Genomic DNA, 25,881 nt, shown 5'->3' with positions numbered 1-25,881 from the left:
CCTGTTCTTTTTAAAATATGATGTGAGATTAATGGGATGAGGATTTTATATATTTACAACTAATCAAAAACGAAATATCATTATGAAAACAAAATTACTACTGGCTTTTGTAGCAAGTCTTTTCTCATTTGGGATTTTTGCCCAGAAATTAGGTCAGGAAATGGCAGTATATGCAGAAAAAAAGGGTAATGATTATTACCTGATCCGTCTGGTACAGGATCAGGCCGTACCTAAAGTTTACGTTTACTCCAACGGCGAGACCAAACCTTATAAAACTTATACCGAATTAAAAGATGTTGTAATGGATTTTCCGGGAATGATGTCTTCGAATAATTCAACTAAAGAAGAGCTGGTTTCTGTTTTGAAAAAAGATAATCATTTTTATGAAATTACCTCCCAGAGAAAAGATCCTAAAAACTTTGAAAAAACAACAGTAACCGTTTACGAAGTTTTCAATGGCCAGAAAAGGATCGTAGAAGAGTACGGTTCTATTTATGAGCTTGTAAGTTCTCCTTATAAAGATGCCATTTTCATTGACATAAAAAAATAAACATAATATGCTAAATAAACTTGCAGCTTCCGAGCTGGTACTAAATGATGACGGAAGTGTTTACCACTTAAACCTTTTACCTGAAGATATTGCGGATAAAATTATCCTGGTTGGTGATCCTGACAGGGTTCCGAAAGTATCTCAGTATTTTGATAAAGTAGAGATTAAAAAGAATAAACGGGAATTCTATACCCATACAGGAATTTTACGCGGTGAAAGAATTTCAGTAATGTCCACCGGAATCGGTACGGAGAATATCGATATTGTAATGAATGAGCTGGATGCCCTGGTTAATATCGACCTTAAAAATAAGGAAATTAAAACTGAACATAAGGCGCTTGAACTTTTCCGTATGGGAACATGCGGTAGCGTGAATCCAGATGTACAGGTGGACAATATGCTGGTAACCCAAAATGTTGTAGGTTTGGATGGTCTTATGCACTTTTATAAGGATTACCATTTTGAAAATGATTTTTCAAAGAACTTTATCGAAAAGTTCCCTTATGAGAAAATTAAGCCAATGCTTTATTTTGCTGACTGGGCTGAAGATATTGCTGAATACTACAAAGATGCCAGATATCATGGAAATACCGCCACATTCCCTGGATTCTATGCTCCACAGGGCAGACAACTTCGTCTGAAATCCCTGGATGATAAATTCCTGGAGACATTGAACGAACTTGGCATTACTAATTTCGAAATGGAAACTTCGGCAATTTATGCATTTTCAAAGCTATTGGGACACAAAGCAATTACCGTAAATAATGTAATAGCCAACAGAAGACGTGGGGAATTTTCCTCTGATCACCATGCATCGGAAAAGAACCTTATTGAATGGGTATTGGAGAGAATAATCAAATAATAAGAAAAAAACAAAAGGATTTCAAAATTGAAATCCTTTTGTTTTATGGACAATTCTTTTCATATTCATTGATGATCTTCACAAACATTTTAATATCATATTCGGATCTTTTTCGTGTAACATAATTGAATCTATCTTTTTTATCAAGACTTTTAGATTCATCAATCGCTTTTTGGTAATTGTCTTTAATGTCCTGCTTCATTTTTTTCCTAAAATCCCTGTCCTGTAATTTTATATAAAGATTATCCAGATACTTTACAAATTCAGGGCAATCCCCACCGGCATATTTAAAAGCATTAATTAATTTTTCATCGAGGCTTCCCAGGTTAAACAATGAAACTTCATCCACATCAACAGGCATTACGGCAAAATCTGATTTGTCATTTTTAATATACATAATCGTGCCTGCGTACATGCATCCCATACCATTGCCACAAACTGTATATTCATACCCGTAAATATCTATTTTACCATCGTAAAGAATGGGAAGGATGGCTGTATAATTTTTATCTTTCACATCATTATCCTTACTCACTTTTTTAATGCTCAGCTTTTCATAACCTATAACTTCATCATCATACTTATCTACTACCTTTATTTTTTGAATATCATGATACCCTATTTTCTTGATCTCCGACGCTTCAGAAGTTTTGTATTCAAATAATTGTTCATTCTCAAAAACAGATTTATTTTTATTTTGTGCTACAATCCCCATAAAGGATTCAGCTTTGGGGAAATAAATATCTCTTAACAAAATATTTTCGGTAGAACCATCAGTTTTAGTGATTTCAACCGGAATAAAAGGCCTCTTTTCAAGTGACTTCTTGGATTGCCCGAACATTAAATTTGCGCAGATCAGACCTGCCATAAGTAAAATTCTATTCATCGTTTTTAGTTTTATATAATTTTGTTGTTGTATCAGGATTGCAACCTCAGAAAACAGTTCTCGATGTGATCATTTACCATACCGGTCGCCTGCATATGGGCGTATACTACCGTTGATCCCATAAATTTAAAACCTCTTTTCTTGAGGTCTTTGGATAAAATATCGGAAATTTCAGTAGTGGCTGGAACATCTTCCAAGCTTTTGGGCTTATTGTCAATAGGTTCACCACCAACAAAACCCCAGATATATTCGGAAAAAGTTCCAAATTCATTCCGGACTTCCATAAACTTCTGTGCATTGTTGACGGTTGCTAAAATTTTCAGCCTGTTTCTTATAATGCCGGAATTCTGCATAAGCTCCTCAATTTTTTTATCCTGGTATTTTGCAATCTTTTTATAATCAAAGCCATCAAAAGCCTTCGTAAAATGTTCTCTTTTGCTTAAAATAGTATACCAGCTTAATCCTGCCTGGAAACTTTCAAGAATCAGAAATTCAAAAATCTTTTGATCATCATAAACAGGATTCCCCCATTCTTCATCATGATATTTCCTGTACAGATCATCTTTTTCACACCATCCACAACGTATTTTTTCCATATTTCAAGATTGTATTTATCCCTTTAAAGATAAAACGGATTTAGAAAACTATAACAAAAGATTATGAAAATTTTAACAACAGAGCCGGATTTTAGGAATGGTTATTGTTTTACTATAAACAACACTAAATAATAAATGTTATGAACAATTCGGATTACAACAAAGCAGAGGACGCAGTAAATAAAACAGAAAACTCTTTAAAAAATGCAGCGACCGATGCGAAATGGAAAATTAATGATTTAGCAGACAAAGCTAGGGATTATATCAATGAAAAAAGAAACAATGACGAAGAAGCTAGTCAGGAAGATTGGCTTGACAGGGTAAAAGCTAATATTTCTGACACTTGGGAAGACATCAAGGATAAGGCAGATGAAGCCTGGGAAAAAACCAAGGATGCGGCTGAAGATGTAAAAGCGGAATGGAATAAAAAAACCAATTAAAATTTCAGTCATATAAATATTTTCAAAAAAACGGAACCTTTTTATAAGGCTCCGTTTTTTTATTATGTTCTAAACACAAATTATCGCTACATTTGTAATATTAATAAACATTAAAAAATTATGTCATACGGTTTACTTAAAGGCAAAAAGGGAATTATTTTTGGGGCCCTTAATGAACAATCGATCGCATGGAAAGTTGCTGAAAGATGCCATGAAGAAGGAGCTGAATTTATTTTATCTAATGCTCCTATTGCTTTGAGAATGGGAGAACTTAACGGTTTAGCTGAAAAAACAGGCTCAGAGGTTATCGGAGCAGATGCTACTTCTGTTGAAGATCTTGAAAAACTTTTTGATGCTGCGATCGCAAAATTCGGAAAAATAGATTTCATCCTTCACTCCATAGGAATGTCCGTAAATGTAAGAAAAGGAAAACATTATACAGAAATGAACTACGACTGGTTGGAAAAAGGATGGGATATCTCCGCTGTTTCTTTCCATAAAGTAATGCGTGTGGCATGGGAAAAAGACTGTATGAATGAATGGGGAAGCATCCTGGCACTTACTTATATTGCTGCTCAGAGAACATTCCCTGATTATAATGATATGTCTGATAACAAAGCTTATCTTGAAAGTATCGCGAGAACATTCGGAAACTATTGGGGGGAAAGAAAAGTTCGTGTAAATACGGTTTCCCAGTCTCCTACTCCTACCACTGCCGGAAGTGGAGTAAAAGGTTTCGGAGGTTTCCTTGGATATGCAGAAGACATGTCTCCACTTGGAAACGCTACGGCACTTGAATGTGCAGATTACTGTGTTACACTTTTCTCTGATCTTACCAAAAAAGTAACAATGCAGAATCTGTTCCATGACGGTGGGTTCAGTAGTTCGGGTGTTACTCAGAAAGTAATTAGTAAGTATGACGTTGAGAAATAATCAACTTTCTTAATAAAAAATTAAACAGGCTGTCTTTTCAAGACAGCCTGTTTTTTATTTGCTAGCTTACTATTAATATAGCTTTACCTAAATCGGCTTATTTTACAAAAAATGACACATAGAACGTTTTGATTATATGTCAAACATAATATATTTAATTCGTATTTTTTCTCTTATAATTGAATTAATTTAACTTTGCCAAAAAGCAACAAATTATGAAGAAGTTAAAAATACTTATTTTTATAAGCATTATGCCATTTGCGTACTCGCAAACTGGACAGGTAGGAATTAACACAACAGCCCCAACTGCTACTCTTGATGTGAATGGAAACACAAGAATCAGGAACGTAGACAGTATTGCATCCGCTCCGAAATATATCTTAACATCAGATGATAATGGGATTGTTCAAAAAGTGAATGTTGAGAAATTATCGGACAGCAATCCTGAAGTGATCAGAAGAAAAATCTATGCGGTACTTTCCAAAAACTCATCGCAGTTTCTTACTACAAAAGGGACTGACTACAACTTAACATATGATGGTGTGGTAAGCGGCATTAATACGGATCACCTGTCCTTTAATAGCCAAAAAGACAGAATTAATTTACCCCCCAATAAAACATTTAAAATAACCGGATACATTGGAATTAAAGGAAGTACCACTGGTAATAGCAATACTACTCCCGGTTATATCACATCTCTGTTTTCAGCCGGTGGTGACGCTGAAGCAATCGTAACAACCCAGGGATATACGGAATCGTCTACAGAAACCTTTGATGATGGAGGTGTTACTCCTCCTATTATCATCGTAACAACAGGCTCCACTGGCAACGCGTATGTTGAACTCAAGGTACGTTATGGAGGAAGTAATGCCGGAAACTCAGGATATTATGTTTCAGGAGCATCTACAAGAACATCTGTAGGAACCTATGTTTTACTGGAGGAATTGTAAATATCATTTTTATTTTTTAATAAAAAACAAGGTAGGCTGTCTAAAAAAGACAGCCTACTTTAATAAAAAAATATTAATATGAAGTGTATTATAGAATTACTGTTTGTATGGAATGCGCCGGCGCAGGAAGTTTGGCAGCCATTCCTTCGATCCAGAGGCTCGCATTGATATCACTATCTGTATTATTCATAATAACGGTAACCAACTGGCCGTTCTCATTCATGAATGAGGTAGAAATCAACCCTGATGTATTGGTAGAGCTTCCAATTCTTTGCGCATTGGGTTTAATATACTTTGAAACATGCCCTACATAATAATATTCGTAGGTATAATGTACTTCTCCTGACTGGGTATCTGCAATAATCGGTGCAAAACATAAATTTCCTACATGATTCGGCCCTCCTGTTTCGTCAAGCAAAACATTCCAGTCCGTCCATAATGAAGTACCTCTGTTAAAGTCATTGATCATATTTTTTCCGTACAATTCACCAAGACTTACATCATTGATCCTTGACATATTGAAAACTTCCTTACATCCTTCTGTAAAAGCCAGGAACTTATCCGGAAATGCCCTGTGTGTTTCCCCAACATTATCAAACAACTGGGTCTTATTGTGCCAGGTCTCATACCAATGATATGCAATTCCTGAAGCATATTTTGAAGTCTCAGGATCACTTAAAGTTGTTGTGGCTCTTTGAAAGATCAGATCTCTGTTATGATCCCAGATCATTACTTTTTTATCTTTAAATCCGTTTTTCCATAGAGTGGGTCCCAGGTTATTCTTCAGGAAAGCGGCCTCTTCTTCAGCAGTGTACAAACAAGATTCCCAGGTTTGCTTAGCCATGGCTTCATTTTGTACAGTTAATCCCCAGATTTTGATTCCTCTTTTTTCATATTCCCTGATGAACTTTATATAATAATCCGCCCAGGTCTGATAATACTGGTTCTCAAGCCGGCCTCCATTCAGCATATTTTTATTCGATTTCATCCATGCCGGTGGGCTCCATGGTGAAAAATACAATTTGAATTGATTCCCTATCGCCTTTTGAGCTTCCTGGATCATCGGTATTTTATATTTTTCATCATGAGCAACGGAGAATGATTTTAATGAGGTGTCATTATCTTCTACATACGTGTACGAATCACTTGAAAAATCACATGAATTCATATTGGTACGCACTACAGTGTAGCCTAATCCATTCTTACCATAATAGGCTTCTATGATTTCTTTCTGCTTATCCTTCGGGAGTTTATAAAACGTCTCTGCAGCTGCATCTGTTATTGCACCTCCGATTCCGATCAGTTTCTGATATTTAAAATCCGGGTCTACAAAAACACAGGCTTCATTTTCTTTAGGCTGATCAAATTTTGCAAACTGCACCATTCCCTTATCTACCATCTTTTCGTCAGTTTTGGAATTCGTCAGTATAACCCTGGCCGATTTTCCGGCATTCTTCTTCCAGTAATTCTGTGCGTTGACATGACTGGCTATCCCTGCAATAAGACAGCTTACAATTAGTTTTTTCATTATTATTACTTCCTGTTTTTACGGAGCTGTGCAACTCCCTTCATTATTTATTCTTATAAACCCGTACATAATCTATATAGTACTTCTGAGGAAAAATAGAGTCATCAATTCCTTCTTTCCCACCCCAGAATCCACCTATAGCCAGATTCAAAATGATATAATATGGCCGGTTAAAGGGCCAGGCTTCGTTTGTTTTTTCCTCGTTCTCGTACGTGAAAAATTTTTTATCGTCAATATAAACCTCTATTTTTTCCGGCGTCCAGTCTGCTTTATACACATGGTAGCGTTCACTGGCATCATTAACAATCAAAGTATCTGTTTTCTGAGTTCCCTTGATATGATTGTATTTTTTCGTGTGCACTGATGCATGGATGTATCCGGGATTGAATCCCACATGTTCCATAATATCAAGTTCTCCATCATCCGGCCACTTCTTCATATTCTCACTCATCATCCATATGGCAGGCCACGTTCCTCTTCCTTTGGGTAATTTAGCCCTTACTTCAATTGTTCCATATTGAAAAGAGAACTTCCCTTTGGTTAAAAGTCGTGCAGATGTGTATTTATTTTTATCCCATGCTTCTTTTCTTGCTTCGATCACCAGATTCCCATTTTCCATTCTTGCATTTTCAGGACGGTCTTTTGTATAATACTGAGCTTCCTCATTTCCAAAACCACCTCCGCCTACATCATAATTCCATTTTGATGAATCAGGTAATCCCTTTCCATTAAATTCATCACTCCAGATCAGCTTCCTGCCGGAATCTGTTTTATATGAAGCACAATCTAACACTGAAAACAGCAGCATCCCTCCAACCCATACATGTAAACTATTTCGAAAAAAAAATTTCATATGCGTTAATATAAAGCGGGCTACTACCCGCATTAGTAATCCTGGCTATTTAATCCAATTAATTTTCTTTGTCTGAACTTCCTCAGAGTTTGTTCCTACCATAATTTCAAATTCACCCCCTTCCCAATCAAAATTCAACTTGTCGTCATAGAATTTTAAATTTTCAGATGACAGTGTAAAACTCACAGTTTTCGTTTCTCCTTTTTTCAGGAATATTTTTTGAAATCCTTTTAACTCTTTTACCGGTCTTACCACTTTTCCGAATAAGTCTCTAATATAAAGCTGCACGACTTCTTCACCGTCATAATTTCCATTATTGGAAACATTAACTTTAATTTGTAAAGATTGATTTCCTCTAAGATTTTCAGAACTTAATGTCATATCGGAATATTTGAATTTTGTGTAACTCAATCCATATCCAAAAGGAAATTTAGGGTCATTATCAAGATCAATATATGCTGAAACATAACTCCTTTCTTTATTGGTTTTTGCCGGTCTTCCGGTATTATAATGGTTATAATACACAGGGATCTGACCTTCAGTTCTGGGAAAAGTCATCGGAAGCTTTCCACCCGGATTTACAGAACCAAAAAGGACATCCGCAATTGAATTTCCTGCTTCAGTACCAAGCCACCATGTGTATAAAATTGTTGGAATATGGTCCGCTGCCCAATCAAAAACCAAAGGTCTTCCTGCATTAATCATTAATACAACTGGTTTTCCTGTTTTTGCAATTTCCTTCAATAATTCTTCCTGAACTCCAGAAAAGTGAATATTGCTTCTACTCTTCGCCTCTCCACTCATAGCGTGCCCTTCACCCAAGGTCATAATAACCACATCCGCTTTTTTTGCCGTCTCTATTGCTTCAGCAAACATAGAGCGATCCTGATCGTCAACATTACATCCTTTGGCATACAATAATGTGGAACCTTTATCCAGTTGATTTTTAATTCCATCAAACTGGCTCACAATTCTTTGATTGTCATCTTTGAATGCTACAGACCAGAAACCATGATTCACAACAGTTTCTTTCCCGAAAGGACCTATCAAAGCTACAGTTTTTGTAGATTTTGAAAGTGGCAGAACGCTATTCTGATTTTTTAAAAGGACGATACTTTTTGAACCGAACTCTCTCCCAAACTTCCTGTTCTCAAGATTATCTGTTTGTTCTTTTTGTCTTTTCTCATCACTAAAACGGTAAGGATCATCAAATAATCCCATTTCGAATTTTTTAATTAAAATTCTTCTGGCCGCATCATCAATAAATTTCGGATCTACTTTTCCGTCTTTTACAAGTTTAGGAAGTTCAGCCATATAAACACGGCTTTCCATATCCATATCACTTCCTGCGATAATAGCCTTTTCAGCAGCTTCCGCTTTATCCTTTGTATATCCGTGGTTCACCATTTCACCAATGCTGCCCCAATCTGAAACCACAAAGCCTTTATAGTTCCACGCCCCTTTTAACAGGTCTCTGAGGATGTATTGGTTTGCCGTCGCAGGAATTCCATTAATGTCATTAAATGAATTCATAAACGTAGCAACTCCGGCCTCTGCTGCTGCTTTAAAAGGGGGTAAATAAGTTTCATTCAATTGTCTGGGGCTCATGTCCACAGAATTATAATCTCTGCCACCCACTGCAGCACCATAGGCTGCAAAATGTTTGGCACAGGCCATTATAGCATCAAGGTTTCCTAAACCTTTCCCCTGAAATCCTTTGATTCTTGCCAGGCCAATTAAAGTACCGAGATATGTATCCTCACCCGAGCCTTCCATGACCCTTCCCCATCTCGGATCTCTGGCAATATCGACCATCGGTGCAAAAGTCCAGTGGATGCCATATGCTGAAGCTTCCGTTGCTGCAATTCTTTCAGACTTTTCAATTAATCCTAAATCCCAGCTCGCAGCTTGTCCGATATTCACAGGGAATGTAGTTCTATATCCATGGATCACATCCTGGCCAAATAATAATGGAATTTTCAACCTTGATTCCAATGCCAATTTCTGAAAAGCTCTTGTTTCTTCTACACCAGCTACATTGAGCATGGAACCTACCTTACCTTTTTTTATTTCTTCAAGAACAGTTGCCGAATTGGAATTCTGAGGTCCTGTTGCATAAGCAAAACCACTATATTGAACCAATTGTCCTACTTTTTCTTCTAATGTCATTTTAGACAAAAGCTCAGAAACTTTCTGGTCGATTGTTTTTTGTCCGTATGTATTGAGGCCGAAAGTGGCAAATGCCAGTAAGAAATAAACTCTTTTCATAATTTAGAAAATATAGGTTGCAACAGCGTTTCCGGGTAAACTTACCTGAGCTGTTTTTTGATTAAATTTAAGAGAGAAGGTCTCTTCTGTTTTATTATTATTTTGTACGATCAAAACTGTTCTTCCTTCAGGTGTTCTGAATGCTACAGTCGACAGATTATCGGTTTGAGATGAAGCTATCCTTTGCGAGTTTGCCGGAATGAACTTAGAAGCGTGAGCAATAATGTAATACGAAACATTTCTCGTGAAATTTTCTTTATCGGAAACTGTAATGGCTCCTTTACATTCCGTACAGCCCCCTTCAGTGTGCGGCTTATACTGCGGATCATTAGCAAGGTTCCATTCCAGAGCTATTTTACTCCAGTTTCTCATAGAACCGATGATCACATTCTTGGTATGCCAATTCAGATCTTCATTAAAGTTGCTCCTGGAGCCTGTCCACTGCTCTGTAAAATAAAGGTTTTTATCAGGATAAGCATTATGGACAGTACTTAACGCAGAAATATCGCCTTCATAAAGATGGAATGCAGAACCATCCACATATTGATAAGCTTCAGGATCACTCAGTATGTTGGTTGCGTATTCAGGTTTATTACAATTGTGGTCGTACACAACAATCTTAGTTGTAATGCCTTTAGATTTAAAAGCAGGTCCCAAATGATTTTTAATAAAATCTTTCTGCTGATCAGAGGTCATATATAAACTCGGATTGTTTCCCGGGTGTAAGGGTTCATTCTGAGGAGTAATGGCATCAATTGTAATCCCTTCTTTTTTCATTCCCTGAATGTATTTTACAAAGTAATCAGCATATACCTTATAGTACTCAGGCTTTAAACTTCCCCCTTTTGACTTTCCGTTATCTTTCATCCAGACAGGTGCAGACCAGGGTGCCGAAATAAACTTAATTTTAGGATTAATTGCTAAAATCTCCTTTAGCATAGCAATCAGATCTTTGTCCTTTGCAAGGCTGAAATGTTGTAATGATGAATCTTTTTGTCCTTCCGGTAAATCGTCATAGGAGAAAACTTCACTGTCAAGATCTGAAGCTCCGACACTCAATCTTATATAAGAGACTGAAATGGACTGATCCTTTTTACCAAAAAGTTCATATAATAATACTTTTCTTTTAGTTTCTGAAAGCCTGTTGATTACTTCCACACTTCCTCCTGTCAGCGTATATCCGAAACCGTCAATATATTGAAACTTCTGCTGGTCATCAATTTCAATATTCTGACTGCTACCCGGATTGTTTGTAAAACCAATTGAAGGTTGCTGTTGTAATTTTATACTCTCATCTCCTTTCGTAAGCCATATCTGAACTTCGTTTCTTGTACTTACCGAATGTGACTTGCATGCTGATAAAGATAAAAGTACCACACCACAAAGTGGTGTGATACTTCTAAAAAAGAAACTATATAAACTGTGAAACTTCATGTTTTTAGTAGCCAGGGTTTTGTTTTAATGCTGTATTTACTAGTTCATTAAAAGGAATTGGCAAAATTTCATTTTTACCTGCAGTAAAGCCTCTTGCTCCCAATTTTGCCGGAGCATCCCCCCATCTTACCAGGTCAAACCATCTGTGTCCTTCACCTGCTAGCTCTCTCCTTCTTTCGTCTTTAATAGCCTGCATAGAAACCGGAACTGAAGGCAATCCTACTCTATCCCTTACAGCATCTAGTAGGGCCTGAGCTCTTGCTCCGGAACCTCCTAAAGCTTCTGCTTCCATAAGATAAGTATCTGCTAATCTGATGGCCATATAATTTTGACGGAAGTTCAATTCTGTAGCTCCCGGCTCCGTGGATTTATCAGCATTTGTAGGTAAAAATTTCTGTAAGAAATATCCTGTATCCTTGAATCCTGGCGTATAGGTAATCTTACCGTCTTGCTTTAATTGTTTTGCATTAAAGATGGTCGCATTTAAACGAGGATCTCCCTGCATGAAATTAAACAGATCGTCGGTTGCAGGATTGAATCCCCATCCTTTATAGATGTCCGGTGCATCATTTGCAGGTTGTCCTGGTGCCGGAGCCACCTTTCCGTAAGATATTATTGCTACCATCTGGTTGACTGTATTTCCTTCATCCTTTCCACTTCCCCAAAATGCCCAGTCTGCATTACTCTTATTGGTATGCATTACTTCTAATATAGACTCTGATGTGAATTTATTGTTCACCACCCACAGATCGGCAAAATTAGCAACCAATTTATATCCATACTGGCTCGTTCCTCCTGGAGTTCCGTTTACCATTGCAAACTGGGTAGCCGCTTCAGAATTCTTTTTATCATATAAATAAATCTTGCCTAATATAGCACGAGCAGATCCTTGTGTGATTCTTCCAAGTTCACTTTTGTTTGTTGATGCAATGGATACCGGCAGATCATTAATAGCGGAAAGAATATCGGATTCTATCTGGGTATACACATCTTCAGGTTTTGCCTGAGGAATATTATAGTAATCATCGTCATATTTAATCGGTTTTAAAATCAATGGAATATTTTTGAATATCCTCAATAATTCAAAATAATACAATGACCTTAGGACTTTTGCTTCTGCAATGAAACGCTTTCTTTTCTGTTCGTCCATATTTGAATTCGGAATCCTTTCAAACAATAGATTCGCTTTCGCAATCCCCTGATAAAAATCTTTCCAATAACTAGGAGGCATAATAATAGGATTGATCGTATAATTAGAAAACCCCTGTATTCCTGCACCATCCGTGGAACTTCCCCCTCCGGAATAGAAATCATCAGATGCTCCGTTGAAGAAAGTAACCTCATTTTCAAATCCACCAGAGTATTTTCTCAACATATCATACACAGCCACAAGACCACTGAATGACTCAGCTTCGTTTCTAAAATAATTATCGGGTTCAAATGTCCCTGAGTTCTGTACATCCTCTAGGTTGCTGTTATTACAAGAAACAGCTCCAAAGCCTATTCCTGCTAATAATAAGACAGATAAACTCTTATATATAAATCTTTTATTTTTCATTTTTCTTTTAATTAAAATTGTACACTAGCTCCGAAAAGGAAAGTTCTTGCCTGTGGATAATACGCCCGGTCGATTCCGAATGTATCTCCTCCTGCTATTTCAGGATCAAATCCCGTATACTTAGTGAAAGTAACAAGGTTTTCTGCCGTAACGTAGAATCTTACTTTACTTGCTCCAATTGTTTCAGAAAGATTTTTTGGAAGTGTATATCCTACCTGTACCAGTTTCAAACGTAAATAATCACCTTTTTGCAAATAATAATCAGACATTCTTGTATAGTTTTGATTAGGATCATCTTTAGTCACTCTTGCAATGGTGTTGGAAGTTCCTTCTCCTGTCCAACGATCAAGAATGGTTGTTTGATAATTGGCTTCCTGGATATCCAGTCTTCTCAATCCCTGGAATATTTTGTTCCCTGCTTGTCCCTGAGCAAATATCATCAGATCGAAGTTTTTGTAGTTCATATTCAGGGTAAGTCCAAACGTATATTTTGGAACAGAATTCCCAAGGTTTACATAGTCATTCTCATCAATTTTTCCATCACCATTAGCATCCAGTCGCTTGAAATCTCCTGGCTTTGCGTTAGCCTGAATCACACCTCCAGAAGCATTTCTGTACGCGTCAATTTCTGCCTGGTTTTGGAAAATACCTAAGTTCTGATATCCATAAAATGATCCGTAAGAGGAACCAACCTGTAGTCTGGAAACAGCTCCCATTGATTGGTATGAAGCAAAGTTTACATAAGGTTTATCTCCTTCAAGCCTTGTAATTTCATTTTTCAGATAAGCAAAATTTCCGTTTGCTGAAAATCCAAAATCACCCCAGTTCTTTTTATATCCAAGACTTACTTCCACCCCGTCATTATTCATATCCCCGATATTTCTCCAAGGGTTGTTGATCAGACCAAGGTAACCCGGAAGATCGATTTTTCTCAAAATATCCGTACTTTTCTTTCTGTACACATCTACTGATAAATCAAAGTTCTTAAAGATTTTTAAATCCGCAGCGATGTTTAGCTGAGATGTCCTTTCCCATTTCAGATTAGGGTTCTCTAATGTACTTGGCGCATATCCAATATGGATTACATCATCTCCGAAGGTATAATTACTTCCAGGAATCAGGAAGTTGGCATATTGGAAATCATCAATGGCATCATTTCCTAAGACTCCATATCCCCCTCTTAGCTTAAAGCTGTTAATAACATTATTTTCCGGCCAGAATTCTTCATTGGATACATTCCATCCCAAAGACATTGCCGGGAAGTTCCCCCAGTGATAAGCTCTTGCGAATTTTGATGATCCGTCTCTACGAATTGTTCCGGTGAAAAGGTATCTGTTTGCATAGTCGTAAACCACTCTCGCAAAATAGGATGTTTTATGGGTTTCTTTCCCGTCCCAAGCGTTGGTAGATCTGTCGGACTGAGGAATTTCAAAATTAAAAGAAGCTTCCTGCCAGTTATTCGTAGGTAAGTTTTTATAAGTAGTGTTTTGACCTGAAGAAATATTATACTCATAATATCCTTGTCCCAACAATACATTTAAGCTGTGCTGTCCAAATTTATTTTGATAGGTAACCGTATTCTCTGTACTCCATTCAAATTTTTTCTGTGTTTCTCTGAATAAGCTGTTAAAGTCATTCTTAACTGCAGAACTTAAATAAGATACCGGCGTAAATGCCTGATTCCCCCAATAGGAAAGCTTCCCATTTACGCTTGATTTAAAGCTCAGGTGCTTGCTTAACTTCAAATCCGCAAATACATTGGCAACCAAATCATCCGTCCAGTTATACCTTCCTAACTGAGTTTGCTGGAAAGCCAATGGGTTGGACATCTCTTTACTTACATAGTGAGAGATTCCATATGGATTTCCGTTAGGATCGTTGATGTGATTTGGGTTATTAATGTAGTCACTAGGAAAAGGCTGATTAGCCACTCCGTTTGTTACTACTACAGGAGTTGTTGGATCGAGGTTGATCGCGGAACTCAAAGGTCCACCAAACTCTCCATTCGCATTGATTCCCTGTGATTTAGTATGTGTATAGGCAAAAGTTTGTCCAACCGTTAAGAAATCAAATACTTTATGCGTGGAATTAATTCTTCCGTTAATCCTTTTGTAATTAGAGATATCCCGCAATACAATACCCTGTTGGTCATAATAACCAAATGAAGTATAAAAAGTAGATTTATCGCTTCCTCCACTGATGCTGAATTCATGGGAAGAACGTTGAGCAGAATTAAAAATTTGTTTTTGCCAATCTGTTCCATTTCCCAAAGCTGAAGGATTTGCAAATTCAGGTGCTCTTCCATCATTCATATTAGCTTCGTTCATGATCATCCCATACTGTGTAGCATTAAGGAGATCCAGTTTTTTTGCAGCACTTCCTACTCCAAAGAAACCATTATAAGAAAGGTTTAATCTTCCTTTAGCTCCCTTCTTAGTAGTAATCAGGACAACCCCTTTCGCTGCAGAAACCCCGTAGATTGCAGCCGAAGCACCATCTTTCAGGATTTCCATTCCCTCAATATCGGACTGATTTAACCAGGCAATGTTATCCACTACGATGCCATCTACAACCCACAAGGGATCGTTACTTCCCGCACCAAAACTGGTAATACCACGGACCCTGATTGTAGCAGGAGAACCCGGTTGCCCGGAATTTGAAATTACGGAAACACCCGCTGCCCTACCTTGCAGAACCTGCTCTGGTCTTCCCATAGGAACGTCATCAATATCGGAAGCTTTGATGCTCGATATTGCTCCGGTCACATTACTCTTCTTTTGAGTACCATAACCAATCATTACCACTTCCTCAATTTTCTGTTCTTTCGGAAGAGTATCATTGGCTGTTTTCTGGGCACTGAAATTAGCTGTAAAATATAGTACAGCAACTACTCCCAAACCTCTTGATATTCTAATATTCATATACAGTTAGTTTTTTAATTCTCATTTTGAGACAATAAAAATATATTTTTTTTTAAATAGTTAACATTATATTAATAAATATTTTAATATTTCTTTTATTTTTGGGGGTTCAAAGCCCTTTTTTTTGATTAAAATTTCATAAAAACTCATAAAAATTTAATAAAATTAATCCCCAAAATGACGAGCAAGCTTCACAATATTTCACTTCCGTTAAAACTTACCTTCCTCATTTTCTCTATGGTCTTAAACTGCATGGGTATTGTTATCTTGCAACTTTCCGAAGCCAAAATCACTTATGAAAAATTGGGACTTTTAGAATCTTTCAAAGATTTACCAATTGCCTTTTTTTCTCTTTTTGCCGTCAATTTTATAAGCAGAATCGGGACAAAAAAAGCTTTGATCTTTGCTCTGATTATTGTAGGAATCTGTTCATCAATTCTCCCCTTCGTAAAAGTATTCTGGTTTTATAAGCTTTGGTTTGCTATTATAGGGACATGCTTTGCCATAGGGAAGATTTGTGTTTTCGGAATTATCAGAAATAATATTTCCGATGAAAAATCCCTTACCAAAACCATGAGTAATGTAGAAGCATCATTCATGATCGGGATCTTTGTGGTCAATACGGGGTTTGGGTGGCTGATCTCCAGTCAATATTCGGAATACTGGAAGTTTGGGTTTATCGGAATTTCCTTCCTCTCCTTTGTTACCATTATTTTGTTTTCAAGATTGGAGATCGCTGAACCGGAAAAGAATTTTGAAAATAAAACCTTTCTTTCCGACCTGTCAGGATTTATAACTCCTTCTATTGTTGTATTTCTGGTTGTTGTCTTTTCCATTGTATTTGTTGAGCAAAGCTTTAATTCCTGGTTACCTTCATTTTATAAAAACCATTTGAAGGTCAATTCGTTCTTTGCCCTTCAGGCATCTTCCTTTTTAGCTCTTTTCTCTTATGTAGGAAGAACAATCACCGCGAACGTTATCCATCGTTTTCATCTTTCAAAATATTATATCTTCTGCTTACTGTTTATTATTTTCGTGTTAGCAGGTATTTTAGGAATACAATACCTTGATTCTGAAGATTCAAAGGTCATTTTATTTTTATTTCCTGTTATAGGATTGTTTCTTTCTCCTCTCTATCCGGTTCTTAATTCCAAAATGATTGTTCAGGTGGATAAAGAAAAAACGAATCTTTTTACTTCATTAATCGTTATTTTTTCGTCTTTGGGAAGTTCAGTAAGTTCTATCGTTATATCACTACTCTTTGAAAATCAATTACTAACGTACTATCCACTATACATTTTATTTATTGTAACTGTCCTTTTTTCAATAAGTTTGATTTATTTTAAACTTATTAAAAAAACATATTGAAAATAATTTTATTTTTACTCCCATGGAAATCAAGGATTCAAAAAATAAAGAAACGCTTAAGGAGCTTATTGATACTAAAGACTTTGTAGCCCACATTTCAGTGGACTGTACCATATTTGGTTTTCACAATAATATCCTGAAAGTTCTGCTCTTAAAATATCATGATTTAGATCTCTGGTCACTTCCCGGCGGATTTGTGTTTAATGATGAAGATCTGAGAGAGGCTGCTCAACGTGTACTTTACGAAAGAACCCACCTGAAGGACATTTTCCTGAAACAGTTCCATACCTTTGGAAGGATAGACCGTACGGAAAACAATGTCCACCAGATCCTGCTTAAAAATAAAGGCATAGAAGTACCAAGAAATCACTGGATATTTCAAAGGTTCATCACTGTAGGATATTGCAGTCTTATTGACTTTTCCCTTGCCAATACTTTTCCGGACGCTTTTAATGAAACCTGTGAATGGTTTGAAGTGAACAACCTGCCTAAAATGGCATTTGATCATGATAAAATTATTGAAACAGGATTGGAATACCTTCGAATGAATATCAATACCGAGGTGGCTGCCAGCAATTTATTACCGTTGAAATTTACCATGAAGGACTTGCAGTCATTGTACGAAACCATTTTAGGCCAGAAATTCAGAAGGAATAATTTTCAGCGTAAAATATTAAGCCTAAATATTCTTGAAAGACTGGAAAAACTATATGATGGCTCTGCCAACAAAGCGCCTTATCTCTATAAATTTAAGAATAAAATCCATAATTCCGCCAACCACTATCCTATTTCCAACGAAGAGGAAGAGGAATAATTCAACGTTCTTATTTAAAGCTTAGATTATCGTCATCCTAAAAAGTTGGCGTAATTCTATATGTCCTGCAGGTACATTAAAAAAATAGGCTGAAATAAAGCAAGCAAAAAAAATTTTTCTGAAATCGCGAAAAATGCTATTTTTAGGAAAATTTAAAAAATGTCATATTATCCTCTTACAAGTATTCCTGACTATTACGGAATTGATGCCTTACTTACCGAAGAACACAAGCTAATCCGCCAATCTATAAGGGATTGGGTAGAAAGCTTTGTAATGCCTCAGATAGATCATGCTGCTCAAAATCATACAGATTTACCTGGTTTAATGAAAGAATTAGGGAAAATAGGTGCGCTTGGTCCATACATTCCGGTAGAATACGGTGGTTCCGGATTAGATCAGATCTCTTATGGTCTTATCATGCAGGAATTGGAAAGAGGAGATTCAGCAGTTCGTTCTGCCGCTTCTGTACAAAGTTCTTTGGTGATGTTTCCTATTAATGAATTTGGTTCTGAGGAACAGAAAAGAAAATACCTTCCTCAGCTGGCATCCGGAGACATGATCGGATCTTTTGGATTAACGGAGCCTAACCATGGATCAGATCCCGGCTCTATGGAAACCTATTTTAAAGATATGGGAGATCATTATCTTCTGAATGGTGCGAAAATGTGGATCACAAACTCTCCTTTATGCGATATTGCGGTAGTTTGGGCTAAAAATGAAGAAGGAAAAATTCAGGGATTAATCGTTGAAAGAGGAATGGAAGGATTTACGACTCCTGAAACACATAATAAGTGGAGTTTGAGAGCTTCTAAAACCGGAGAATTGGTATTCAATAATGTAAAGGTTCCAAAAGAAAACCTTCTTCCTGGAGTAACGGGATTAAAGGGACCTCTTTCTTGCCTTAACTCGGCAAGATACGGGATTTCCTGGGGAGTAATCGGGGCAGCAATTGACTGCTACTGTACTGCTGTTCAGTATTCTAAAGAGAGAAAACAATTTGGCAATCCAATCGGATCTTATCAGCTACAACAGAAAAAATTAGCTGAATTTTTGACAGAAATTACAAAAGCACAATTGCTTTGTTTACAGTTAGGAAATCTTAAAAACGATCACAAAGCAAGTCCTGCACAGATTTCAATGGCTAAAAGAAATAACGTAAAAATGGCTATAGATATCGCCAGAGAATCCCGTCAGATTTTAGGAGGAATGGGAATCATGGGGGAATTCCCAATGATGAGACACGCTGCAAACCTTGAATCGGTAATTACTTATGAGGGAACCCACGATGTTCACCTGTTAATTACCGGAATGGATATTACTGGTATTAATGCTTTCTAAGTATAAAATAATAGAGATGTATAAAGCGTCCGGTCAGCTGACCGGACGCTTTTATTTTGTAATAATTGCAATACTACTATTCAATGAATAATTATTGATATCTCAACAAGGTGAATTTAATTTTTAAAAATTCTATATTAACCTAACCAAAAATTGTCATTATGAAAAAAATTACTCTTTTATTGCTTGGACTTGCTGCTCCATTTTACTTTTCTCAGCAGGCAGGAGACGTAGCCAGTTTTGAACAAAAGCTGGATTTAACTCCCCAGGGAGTTATCAATTTTATCGCCAATAACCTTGGAGAACAAAATGCTCCTGATTTTGTAAGTTATCTTAATGGATTTAACGTGGGTTTGAAAGCGTACAAAATTACTTACTACACTAAAAATGAAAACAATACACTGGTAAAAGCAACCGGTCTGGTTATGTACCCTAACGTTAACTACAAACTGTCTACCGTTGTTTCCGACCATGGAACAACAGACAGCAGAAATAATGTTCCTTCTAATTTAAGGGGTGTATTATACGCAGGATTTGTTGTTGAATTATCCTATGTACTGAATGGATATATCCTTATGGCTCCGGACTATGTGGGAATGGGAAGTGGTGATGGCGTTCATCCTTATGTCCATTACCCTACTGAAGCCAGCGCAACTATCGATTTTGTAACAGCTGCCAATAAAGTATTAGCACAGTTAGGGATAAAGCGTTATGATGAATATTTTCTGACAGGATATTCCCAGGGAGCACACGCTGCAATGTCTACTTTAAAAAAGCTGAACGATTCGAATCCCACTCAATTGAAATTCAAGTATGCCTACATGGGTGACGGGCCGTATGATTTTTCAGGAGTTACACTGCAAAAAGGGGTTTTAGAAAAAGATGTCTATCCATTTACTTCTTTCCTGGCCAACGTAGTAAATACCTGTAACAACATAGGATATAAAACATATAACACCAGTATTTCAGAGGTTATCTCCGCGGAATATATGGATAAGTATAATTATCATGTCCTGCAGGATAATGGAGGGTTATTATGGGGACCTCTCATCTGGAGAAAACTTTTCACAAATAATTTTGTGAATGACGTTACTAATAACAACAATAATAAACTCAGACTTTGTTTAAAATCAAATGATGTTTATGACTGGTATAACAAAACGCCTATGACTTTAGGGCACTCAAGTGTAGATCTTGCGATCCCACCTGAAAATACATCAAAAACGATTGATGTACAAAGAGGCTATTACTCATGGTGGGATCTGGATAAATATAAGCTTCAGTCTTTTTACTGGGGCCCTCTGGGACATGTTGGAGGAATAGTTCCATTTGTTCTGGCATCTAATGCAAAATTTAATACCCTCAGGAGCGGTGGGCTTTTTAATGAATGGGCGAAAATCACTTCAAAGTCCGCTGATTCACAACCAAAGCTAAATCCTCTTTATTCGTCACAGATACAACCTAATTCAGGATCTATGGAAGTGATTGAAATAAAAGATTTTAACAAAGATAATTCTCAAGGAAACTCATTAACTCATCAGAATTTAGGCACTTTACAAGATGGTGTATATCTACTAAAAGTATCTCAAAACGATGAAAATAAATGGATCTCGTATATCAAAAATGCCCCAACTCCTATTAACGAAAAGGATATTGTAAATTCCGAAAACAATAATATAATCAGTTTAAAGATCAATCCTGATGAGTTGATGGCTATTAATATATTTGATGAGAATAGAAGCCTTGTTAAAACAATTCCTCAAAAAGAATATACAAGAGAAGGCGGAATTAACACAAATACCTTAGAATCAAAAAATTACACATTTGAAGTCTTAACAGAATTCTATGGTCTTCAGTTCAATAAGAGCATCACCGGAAATAATGTAGAAAACAGTACTGATATATTCTCTCAAAATAATCAGATTAAAGTCCGCGCCAAAAATGGCCTGAAAAACATTCATATTTATTCAATTTCAGGAACATTAATACAAAATGTGGATCTTACTGCCTCCAGCTTTGAATCCAAATCTTTGGAGCCGGGAGTGTATGTAACGCAGGTAACCCTATCTGATGGAAAAACTATTCACAAGAAAATAAAATTATAACATTACTTTCTTCATTTCAAATTATATTGATTCCAAAGCTGCCTTATATTACATATATAAGGCAGCTTTTTTTATAGGAAGAACTCTGTGAACATCAGCATTCATTCAGCTTAATTAGTAAATGATTTGATATTTTCTTTAAAACTAACCTCAGGGTTAAGAATTTCAAGAATAAGACTACGTACCGATTTCATAGCTTCATCAATACCACCTTTTTCAAATTGCAGGGAAACAACCCCTTTTTTTGCCTCTGCGAAACTCCAGATCCCGGTTTCAACAGGAAAACCCCAGAATTCAGGAAGACTTTGAATTACATACTGATAAATACACAACTGAAGAGCCTGTTTTCTGTCGCTGTTATGAAAATAGGCATCTACATTATCAGCATCAATTTTTACGATCAGATTTTTAATTTTTGCGGTCTTGTAATCGATAATCCTTACAGTTCCGTTGAGGCGATCTATGCGGTCTATAAATCCAAAGAAAGAAACTTTATCTTTTGTGATGTCGTCCAGATAAAAATCCACATTCTCAAACCTTCTTTCGATGGCAATAATTTCCAGTTTGTTTCCTGACTTTACAAGATCCAGATCGTAAGTAAGAATGCTTTCAATTACTTTTTTTGCAATTGCTTTATGGATAAAATTCATTCCCTTTTCATAGAATTCCGGCTGGTGTTTAAGCTTTTCAATTGCTATATCGATATATTGATCTATTGCTTTAATTGATTCTTTTAAATCATTTTCTTTTAATATCTTACCTTTAAGTACTTCATATATTTCTTGAAGTGAATAATGAACCAGATTTCCGTAATTTTTAACAGACAATTCTTCTTCGATTTCATCAGTTTCCGATGTATTTAAAATCTTTGATAAATAAAAATCGATAGGATTATAAAGGTAACTCGTCAAATGGGAAGCAGATACTTTTTCTTTCCATTTTTCAAGTCTTTCCAGAACAATATCCGTTTTATTGATTTCAATAGGCTGAGAGGAAATGGGTTCGGAGGAATTTTCTATAATCAGGTGCTCGATATTGTGTGAGCTTTCCATTTCAATCTGGGTAATAAAACGGCTTTTTTCACCACTATTAACGCCTGAACTTAAAGCATTGAATAAAAGATGTACATTCTGAGCATCCTGAATCAGCCTGTAAAAATGGTAGGCATAAATACTATCATTTTCCAAAAAGGTGTGAAGATCAAAGAACTTCCTTATATCAAAAGGAATATAAGTATTCTGCGAATTTCCTAATGGCAGCTTTCCTTCATTTACAGATAGCAGAATCACGTTCTCAAAATTTAAAAGCCTGGTTTCCAGCAATCCCATGATCTGCAATCCTCTTAAAGGCTCTCCCTGAAAGTCGATACTCTCGGAATTAATATGCTGATTAATAAGTATTTCAAGCGTTTCCATCTTAATCTCAAAATCATAAGGGGTCACCTGATTTTTAATGATCCTGAATGCATTTTCAAAATGGGAAACATTTTCATATTGGATATCATCTATTTCCAACCATTTAATCTTCTTACAAAAATCAATAAGCATGTCAAGGTATCGTCCTGTTGAATCTGCCTTTTGAAGTAAATGAAAATAAGAGAGTCCGCTTAAAAGTTCCCGTAATAGCTTCTGGGATATATAAACGATATTTCTCTCTTCTATCCTTGCTTTAAAATGGTTGATAATCTGTTCATCCTCAGGTGATTTCGGGAGCTCTTCGAGGATGGGAAACAAATCCCTGTAATAATATGAGGATTTATTTTTTTCCAATTGTTTCTGGAGATAGAAAAGCTGTTTGACAGCATTGGAAAAAGAGAGATTCTTCAGAGGAAACCCCATGGTAATATTCAGATGGTCAATACCATGCATAACATCCAGACTTGCCGGAAGCAGATTTTCATCCAGCAGCACCAATGCAGTATTCGAATAGGTTTTATTCTCAATTTCACTGAATATTTCAGGCAGTATTTTTGTTTGAGTTACATTACCGGATACTTCATAAACTTTGATGTTTTTAGGTTGGTTAAAATCATCTTCGATCCACTGAAAAGCCCTGCTGTCATTAAACTCCTTCCACAACTTATGATTTCTCAGAAACTTTCCGGCTTCTTGTCTTTCATCATCGAAATAGTAATGATCCGCCTGGAAAAAGCACTGTCCTTTATCCCATTGGAGCAAACTCCTCACCAGCTTTTCTTCCACCGGAGTGAAAGCATTAAACCCACAGAATACAAACTGCTGGTCGGTCGCCTTGGCGAAATCGTTTATTTTAGCTTTAGCTGTTTCATGGATCATTCCTGAAGTAGCCCAATTCCTTTCCTGTAATTTCTTTTTTAAAACAGGAAGAAAAATATTCATATTCCTCCAGAAATTAAGGAACTTTTTCCTTGGAACATCATCATCTTCTCCTAAATTCTGAGCCCATTCCTTGATCCTCTCTTCATCAAACATATACTGGAGTACTACTTCATCACTATCTGAAAATTTCAAAATATCATCCCAGTCTTTTTGTAAAGTAGGAAACCACTTCAGAAAGTCAGAGAAATTATCGTTGGGAATCAGGTTAAGACTTTTATAGACATCAAACGCAAAAAGCCACAGGGCAATCCCCTGAATGGGTTGCTTATCCGCAATACGGTCAATAAGTTCCTCTATCGTATAAAAGTTGGGCAGAAATCCTGAATAATTATTTTCCTCAAGGATCTGACGGATAAAAACAATGGGTCTTTTTCCGGGAATAACAATATTAAATACGGATAAATCTGTATTTTGGGCTAAGAGTTCGTGAATGATTTTATTGAGAAATTTCAAGACTTTTTATAGCTATTTAATTGGTCTAACTGTTCCGTTATACTGGTATTATATTCAGCTTGCTTTTCCTTATTCATTCCATTTTGTGTTTCTTTGTCATAGGCAATCTGGAAATCTCTGTATTCATGCAACACCCTGTCATAAATAGCTTTGAATTTTTTCTGGTAATCACCTGCGGTTTTAATTTTTTCCATTACTTCTTTCCGAAGCTTTCTGGCATATAGTTCAGCAATATCAAAATGCTTTTGCTCGTGGAGTAACACATAATCATTAATCCTTTTGACATCTTTCCACGACTTATCTTTATTGAAAATAGTTAGAACTTCAATTTTCACAGGAGATGCAGGGTTGGAGGAAGTGACAACGGAATATTCCCAACCACAATGGGTATAGGCAACCACATCTTTATTGCTTTTTCTGCTCACCGGACTTTTAAAATCATCCCAGGTAAGCTTCTGATCTTCTTTCCAGATAATTTTCTGACCGAATATCTGAACGGATACCAAAAGACAAATAAAGATGGTCCACTTCATTATTTCACTACGATGGTTTTGGTGATCCAGCTGTTCGTTCCCTGCCAGAATTTAAAGGTATAAGTTCCGGTCTGCTGAGGATTGAAATTGATCTGATTCATACCCTGGTGGGTAGATTGTGAACATTGAGCATCAGTTCGGAATTTATAAGCAGTAACCGTTCTGGTTAAATTATCACTGTGAATGTAATCATAGCCATAGAAGCCTTCACATTGTGACACATAAGAAGAATAAGTTTTTATATGCTGAATATCAAAAACGTTCATCGTGTCTTTAGAAATTTTTACACTATCAATTTTTACCTTATCAATAGATTGTATGGATTCATAATCATCATCATGACAGGAAGTAACAACTATCCCTAAAATTATTGCAGAAAACCCAATATTTAAAAGTCTTTTCATAACACAATATTTTTCGATTATTAATAAATATTTAGCAAAAATTATTCCTTTGTTAACGAAAATTAAGAATTAAAATTTCCTTTCGATAAATAAACTACTTTTTTGGTATCAAAAAACTCTTCTTTAAAATAAGTATTAAGATTATAAATTTCACACTTCAAACCGGCAAGTTCTTCAGCGAGATCTCCTCCTTTCAGATATAGCACCCCATTATGCTTCGCATTAAATTGTTCTTTTTCAAATTTACCTTTCAACCATCTTAGGAATTCAGGCATTTGAGTAACCGCCCGGCTCACTACAAAGTGAAATTTTTCTTTTAATTTCTCAGCTCTACCATGGATTGCAGTAACATTAGTAAGTCCTACTCCTTCTGCAACAGCATTTACAACACTGATCTTCTTACCGATGGAATCTATGAGTGTAAATTGAGAATCCGGAAATAAAATAGCTAAAGGAATTCCGGGAAAACCACCTCCCGTTCCAATATCAAGAACCCGGGTTCCGGGAGAAAACTCCATTACTTTAGCAATCCCTAATGAATGCAGGATATGCTTTTCATATAAAGATTCCATATCTTTTCTGGAAATCACATTGATCTTTTCATTCCACTCATTATAGAGACTTTCCAATTGAGTAAATTGTTGTATCTGATTTTCTGTGAGATCCGGAAAATATTTTAATAGTAACGATATAGACATAAGAATTATTATAATTTGCAAAAATAAGTTTA

Annotated in this window: 21 protein-coding genes; 9 read left to right on the top strand and 12 right to left on the bottom strand. The window is 36.3% G+C overall.

Annotation, left to right across the window (positions count from 1 at the left end):
• Positions 1-82: 82 nt before the first annotated feature.
• Both AC0INN_RS04805 and AC0INN_RS04800 read left to right on the top strand, forming a co-directional pair.
• Positions 83-550, top strand: coding sequence for a hypothetical protein (locus AC0INN_RS04805; protein ID WP_172283278.1), 468 nt, complete (start codon positions 83-85; stop codon positions 548-550).
• Positions 551-557: 7 nt separating this feature from the next.
• Positions 558-1,412 carry a nucleoside phosphorylase gene (locus tag AC0INN_RS04800; protein ID WP_172283279.1) on the top strand — a complete coding sequence of 285 codons (855 nt, stop codon included), beginning with the start codon at positions 558-560 and terminating at the stop codon, positions 1,410-1,412.
• A 43-nt stretch (positions 1,413-1,455) separates the two neighbouring features.
• Here AC0INN_RS04800 and AC0INN_RS04795 read toward each other — a convergent pair whose 3' ends face one another.
• Both AC0INN_RS04795 and AC0INN_RS04790 read right to left on the bottom strand, forming a co-directional pair.
• A complete protein-coding gene (locus AC0INN_RS04795) occupies positions 1,456-2,298 on the bottom strand; it encodes a hypothetical protein (protein ID WP_273647820.1) in 843 nt (280 codons plus the stop codon).
• Positions 2,299-2,330: 32 nt separating this feature from the next.
• The gene (locus tag AC0INN_RS04790; RefSeq protein WP_273647819.1) at positions 2,331-2,894 is read right to left on the bottom strand and encodes a DNA-3-methyladenine glycosylase I; all 564 of its coding nucleotides are present in this window, start codon (positions 2,892-2,894) and stop codon (positions 2,331-2,333) included.
• 140 nt (positions 2,895-3,034) lie between these two features.
• Here AC0INN_RS04790 and AC0INN_RS04785 point away from each other — a divergent pair, with 140 nt between their 5' ends.
• The 3 genes from AC0INN_RS04785 to AC0INN_RS04775 all read left to right on the top strand — a co-directional run bounded on the left by AC0INN_RS04785 (position 3,035) and on the right by AC0INN_RS04775 (position 5,217).
• Positions 3,035-3,334, top strand: coding sequence for a hypothetical protein (locus AC0INN_RS04785; RefSeq protein ID WP_172283282.1), 300 nt, complete (start codon positions 3,035-3,037; stop codon positions 3,332-3,334).
• Positions 3,335-3,454: 120 nt separating this feature from the next.
• Entirely contained in the window at positions 3,455-4,267 is an 813-nt protein-coding gene (locus AC0INN_RS04780; protein WP_172283283.1) for an enoyl-ACP reductase FabI, read from the top strand.
• Between the two features lie 215 nt (positions 4,268-4,482).
• Positions 4,483-5,217 (top strand): hypothetical protein, encoded by a 735-nt coding sequence (locus tag AC0INN_RS04775; RefSeq protein WP_306612026.1) that lies wholly within the window; start codon positions 4,483-4,485, stop codon positions 5,215-5,217.
• Positions 5,218-5,305: 88 nt separating this feature from the next.
• Here AC0INN_RS04775 and AC0INN_RS04770 read toward each other — a convergent pair whose 3' ends face one another.
• The 6 genes from AC0INN_RS04770 to AC0INN_RS04745 are packed head-to-tail and all read right to left on the bottom strand — an operon-like array spanning position 5,306 to position 15,779.
• Positions 5,306-6,745 carry a glycoside hydrolase family 30 protein gene (locus AC0INN_RS04770; protein WP_172283285.1) on the bottom strand — a complete coding sequence of 480 codons (1,440 nt, stop codon included), beginning with the start codon at positions 6,743-6,745 and terminating at the stop codon, positions 5,306-5,308.
• A gap of 43 nt (positions 6,746-6,788) precedes the next feature.
• The gene (locus tag AC0INN_RS04765; RefSeq protein ID WP_273647816.1) at positions 6,789-7,598 is read right to left on the bottom strand and encodes a glycoside hydrolase family 16 protein; all 810 of its coding nucleotides are present in this window, start codon (positions 7,596-7,598) and stop codon (positions 6,789-6,791) included.
• A 45-nt stretch (positions 7,599-7,643) separates the two neighbouring features.
• The gene (bglX, locus tag AC0INN_RS04760; RefSeq protein ID WP_273647815.1) at positions 7,644-9,866 is read right to left on the bottom strand and encodes a beta-glucosidase BglX; all 2,223 of its coding nucleotides are present in this window, start codon (positions 9,864-9,866) and stop codon (positions 7,644-7,646) included.
• A 3-nt stretch (positions 9,867-9,869) separates the two neighbouring features.
• Positions 9,870-11,300: a glycoside hydrolase family 30 protein gene (locus AC0INN_RS04755; RefSeq protein WP_273647814.1), complete on the bottom strand. Its 1,431-nt coding sequence runs from the start codon at positions 11,298-11,300 to the stop codon at positions 9,870-9,872.
• Between the two features lie 4 nt (positions 11,301-11,304).
• Positions 11,305-12,858 carry a RagB/SusD family nutrient uptake outer membrane protein gene (locus AC0INN_RS04750; RefSeq protein ID WP_273647813.1) on the bottom strand — a complete coding sequence of 518 codons (1,554 nt, stop codon included), beginning with the start codon at positions 12,856-12,858 and terminating at the stop codon, positions 11,305-11,307.
• A gap of 11 nt (positions 12,859-12,869) precedes the next feature.
• Positions 12,870-15,779, bottom strand: a complete 2,910-nt coding sequence (locus AC0INN_RS04745; protein WP_273647812.1) for a SusC/RagA family TonB-linked outer membrane protein — start codon at positions 15,777-15,779, stop codon at positions 12,870-12,872.
• Positions 15,780-15,956: 177 nt separating this feature from the next.
• Here AC0INN_RS04745 and AC0INN_RS04740 point away from each other — a divergent pair, with 177 nt between their 5' ends.
• The 4 genes from AC0INN_RS04740 (at position 15,957) to AC0INN_RS04725 (ending at position 21,404) form a co-directional block, all read left to right on the top strand.
• Entirely contained in the window at positions 15,957-17,147 is a 1,191-nt protein-coding gene (locus AC0INN_RS04740) for an MFS transporter (protein ID WP_273647811.1), read from the top strand.
• 22 nt (positions 17,148-17,169) lie between these two features.
• Complete coding sequence (locus AC0INN_RS04735) at positions 17,170-17,961, top strand: NUDIX hydrolase (RefSeq protein WP_172283297.1); 792 nt, start codon at positions 17,170-17,172, stop codon at positions 17,959-17,961.
• Positions 17,962-18,120: 159 nt separating this feature from the next.
• Positions 18,121-19,299: an acyl-CoA dehydrogenase family protein gene (locus AC0INN_RS04730; protein ID WP_273647810.1), complete on the top strand. Its 1,179-nt coding sequence runs from the start codon at positions 18,121-18,123 to the stop codon at positions 19,297-19,299.
• Between the two features lie 161 nt (positions 19,300-19,460).
• The gene (locus AC0INN_RS04725) at positions 19,461-21,404 is read left to right on the top strand and encodes a T9SS type A sorting domain-containing protein (protein ID WP_273647809.1); all 1,944 of its coding nucleotides are present in this window, start codon (positions 19,461-19,463) and stop codon (positions 21,402-21,404) included.
• Between the two features lie 110 nt (positions 21,405-21,514).
• Here AC0INN_RS04725 and AC0INN_RS04720 read toward each other — a convergent pair whose 3' ends face one another.
• The 4 genes from AC0INN_RS04720 to rsmG all read right to left on the bottom strand — a co-directional run bounded on the left by AC0INN_RS04720 (position 21,515) and on the right by rsmG (position 25,849).
• Positions 21,515-24,214, bottom strand: coding sequence for a PD-(D/E)XK nuclease family protein (locus AC0INN_RS04720; protein ID WP_273647808.1), 2,700 nt, complete (start codon positions 24,212-24,214; stop codon positions 21,515-21,517).
• Positions 24,211-24,747, bottom strand: a complete 537-nt coding sequence (locus AC0INN_RS04715; protein ID WP_306612017.1) for a DUF922 domain-containing protein — start codon at positions 24,745-24,747, stop codon at positions 24,211-24,213. Before AC0INN_RS04715 ends, AC0INN_RS04720 begins: the two co-directional genes overlap by 4 nt.
• Entirely contained in the window at positions 24,747-25,151 is a 405-nt protein-coding gene (locus AC0INN_RS04710) for a hypothetical protein (protein ID WP_306612015.1), read from the bottom strand. The genes AC0INN_RS04715 and AC0INN_RS04710 overlap by 1 nt, the downstream gene beginning before the upstream one ends.
• Before the next feature lie 62 nt (positions 25,152-25,213).
• Positions 25,214-25,849, bottom strand: a complete 636-nt coding sequence (gene rsmG, locus AC0INN_RS04705) for a 16S rRNA (guanine(527)-N(7))-methyltransferase RsmG (protein ID WP_273647805.1) — start codon at positions 25,847-25,849, stop codon at positions 25,214-25,216.
• Between the last annotated feature and the right edge of the window lie 32 nt (positions 25,850-25,881).

This window comes from Chryseobacterium subflavum, from assembly GCF_055762745.1.
The sequence above is the reverse complement of the archived record's forward strand: the minus strand, read 5'-3'. Positions and strand labels throughout refer to the sequence as shown.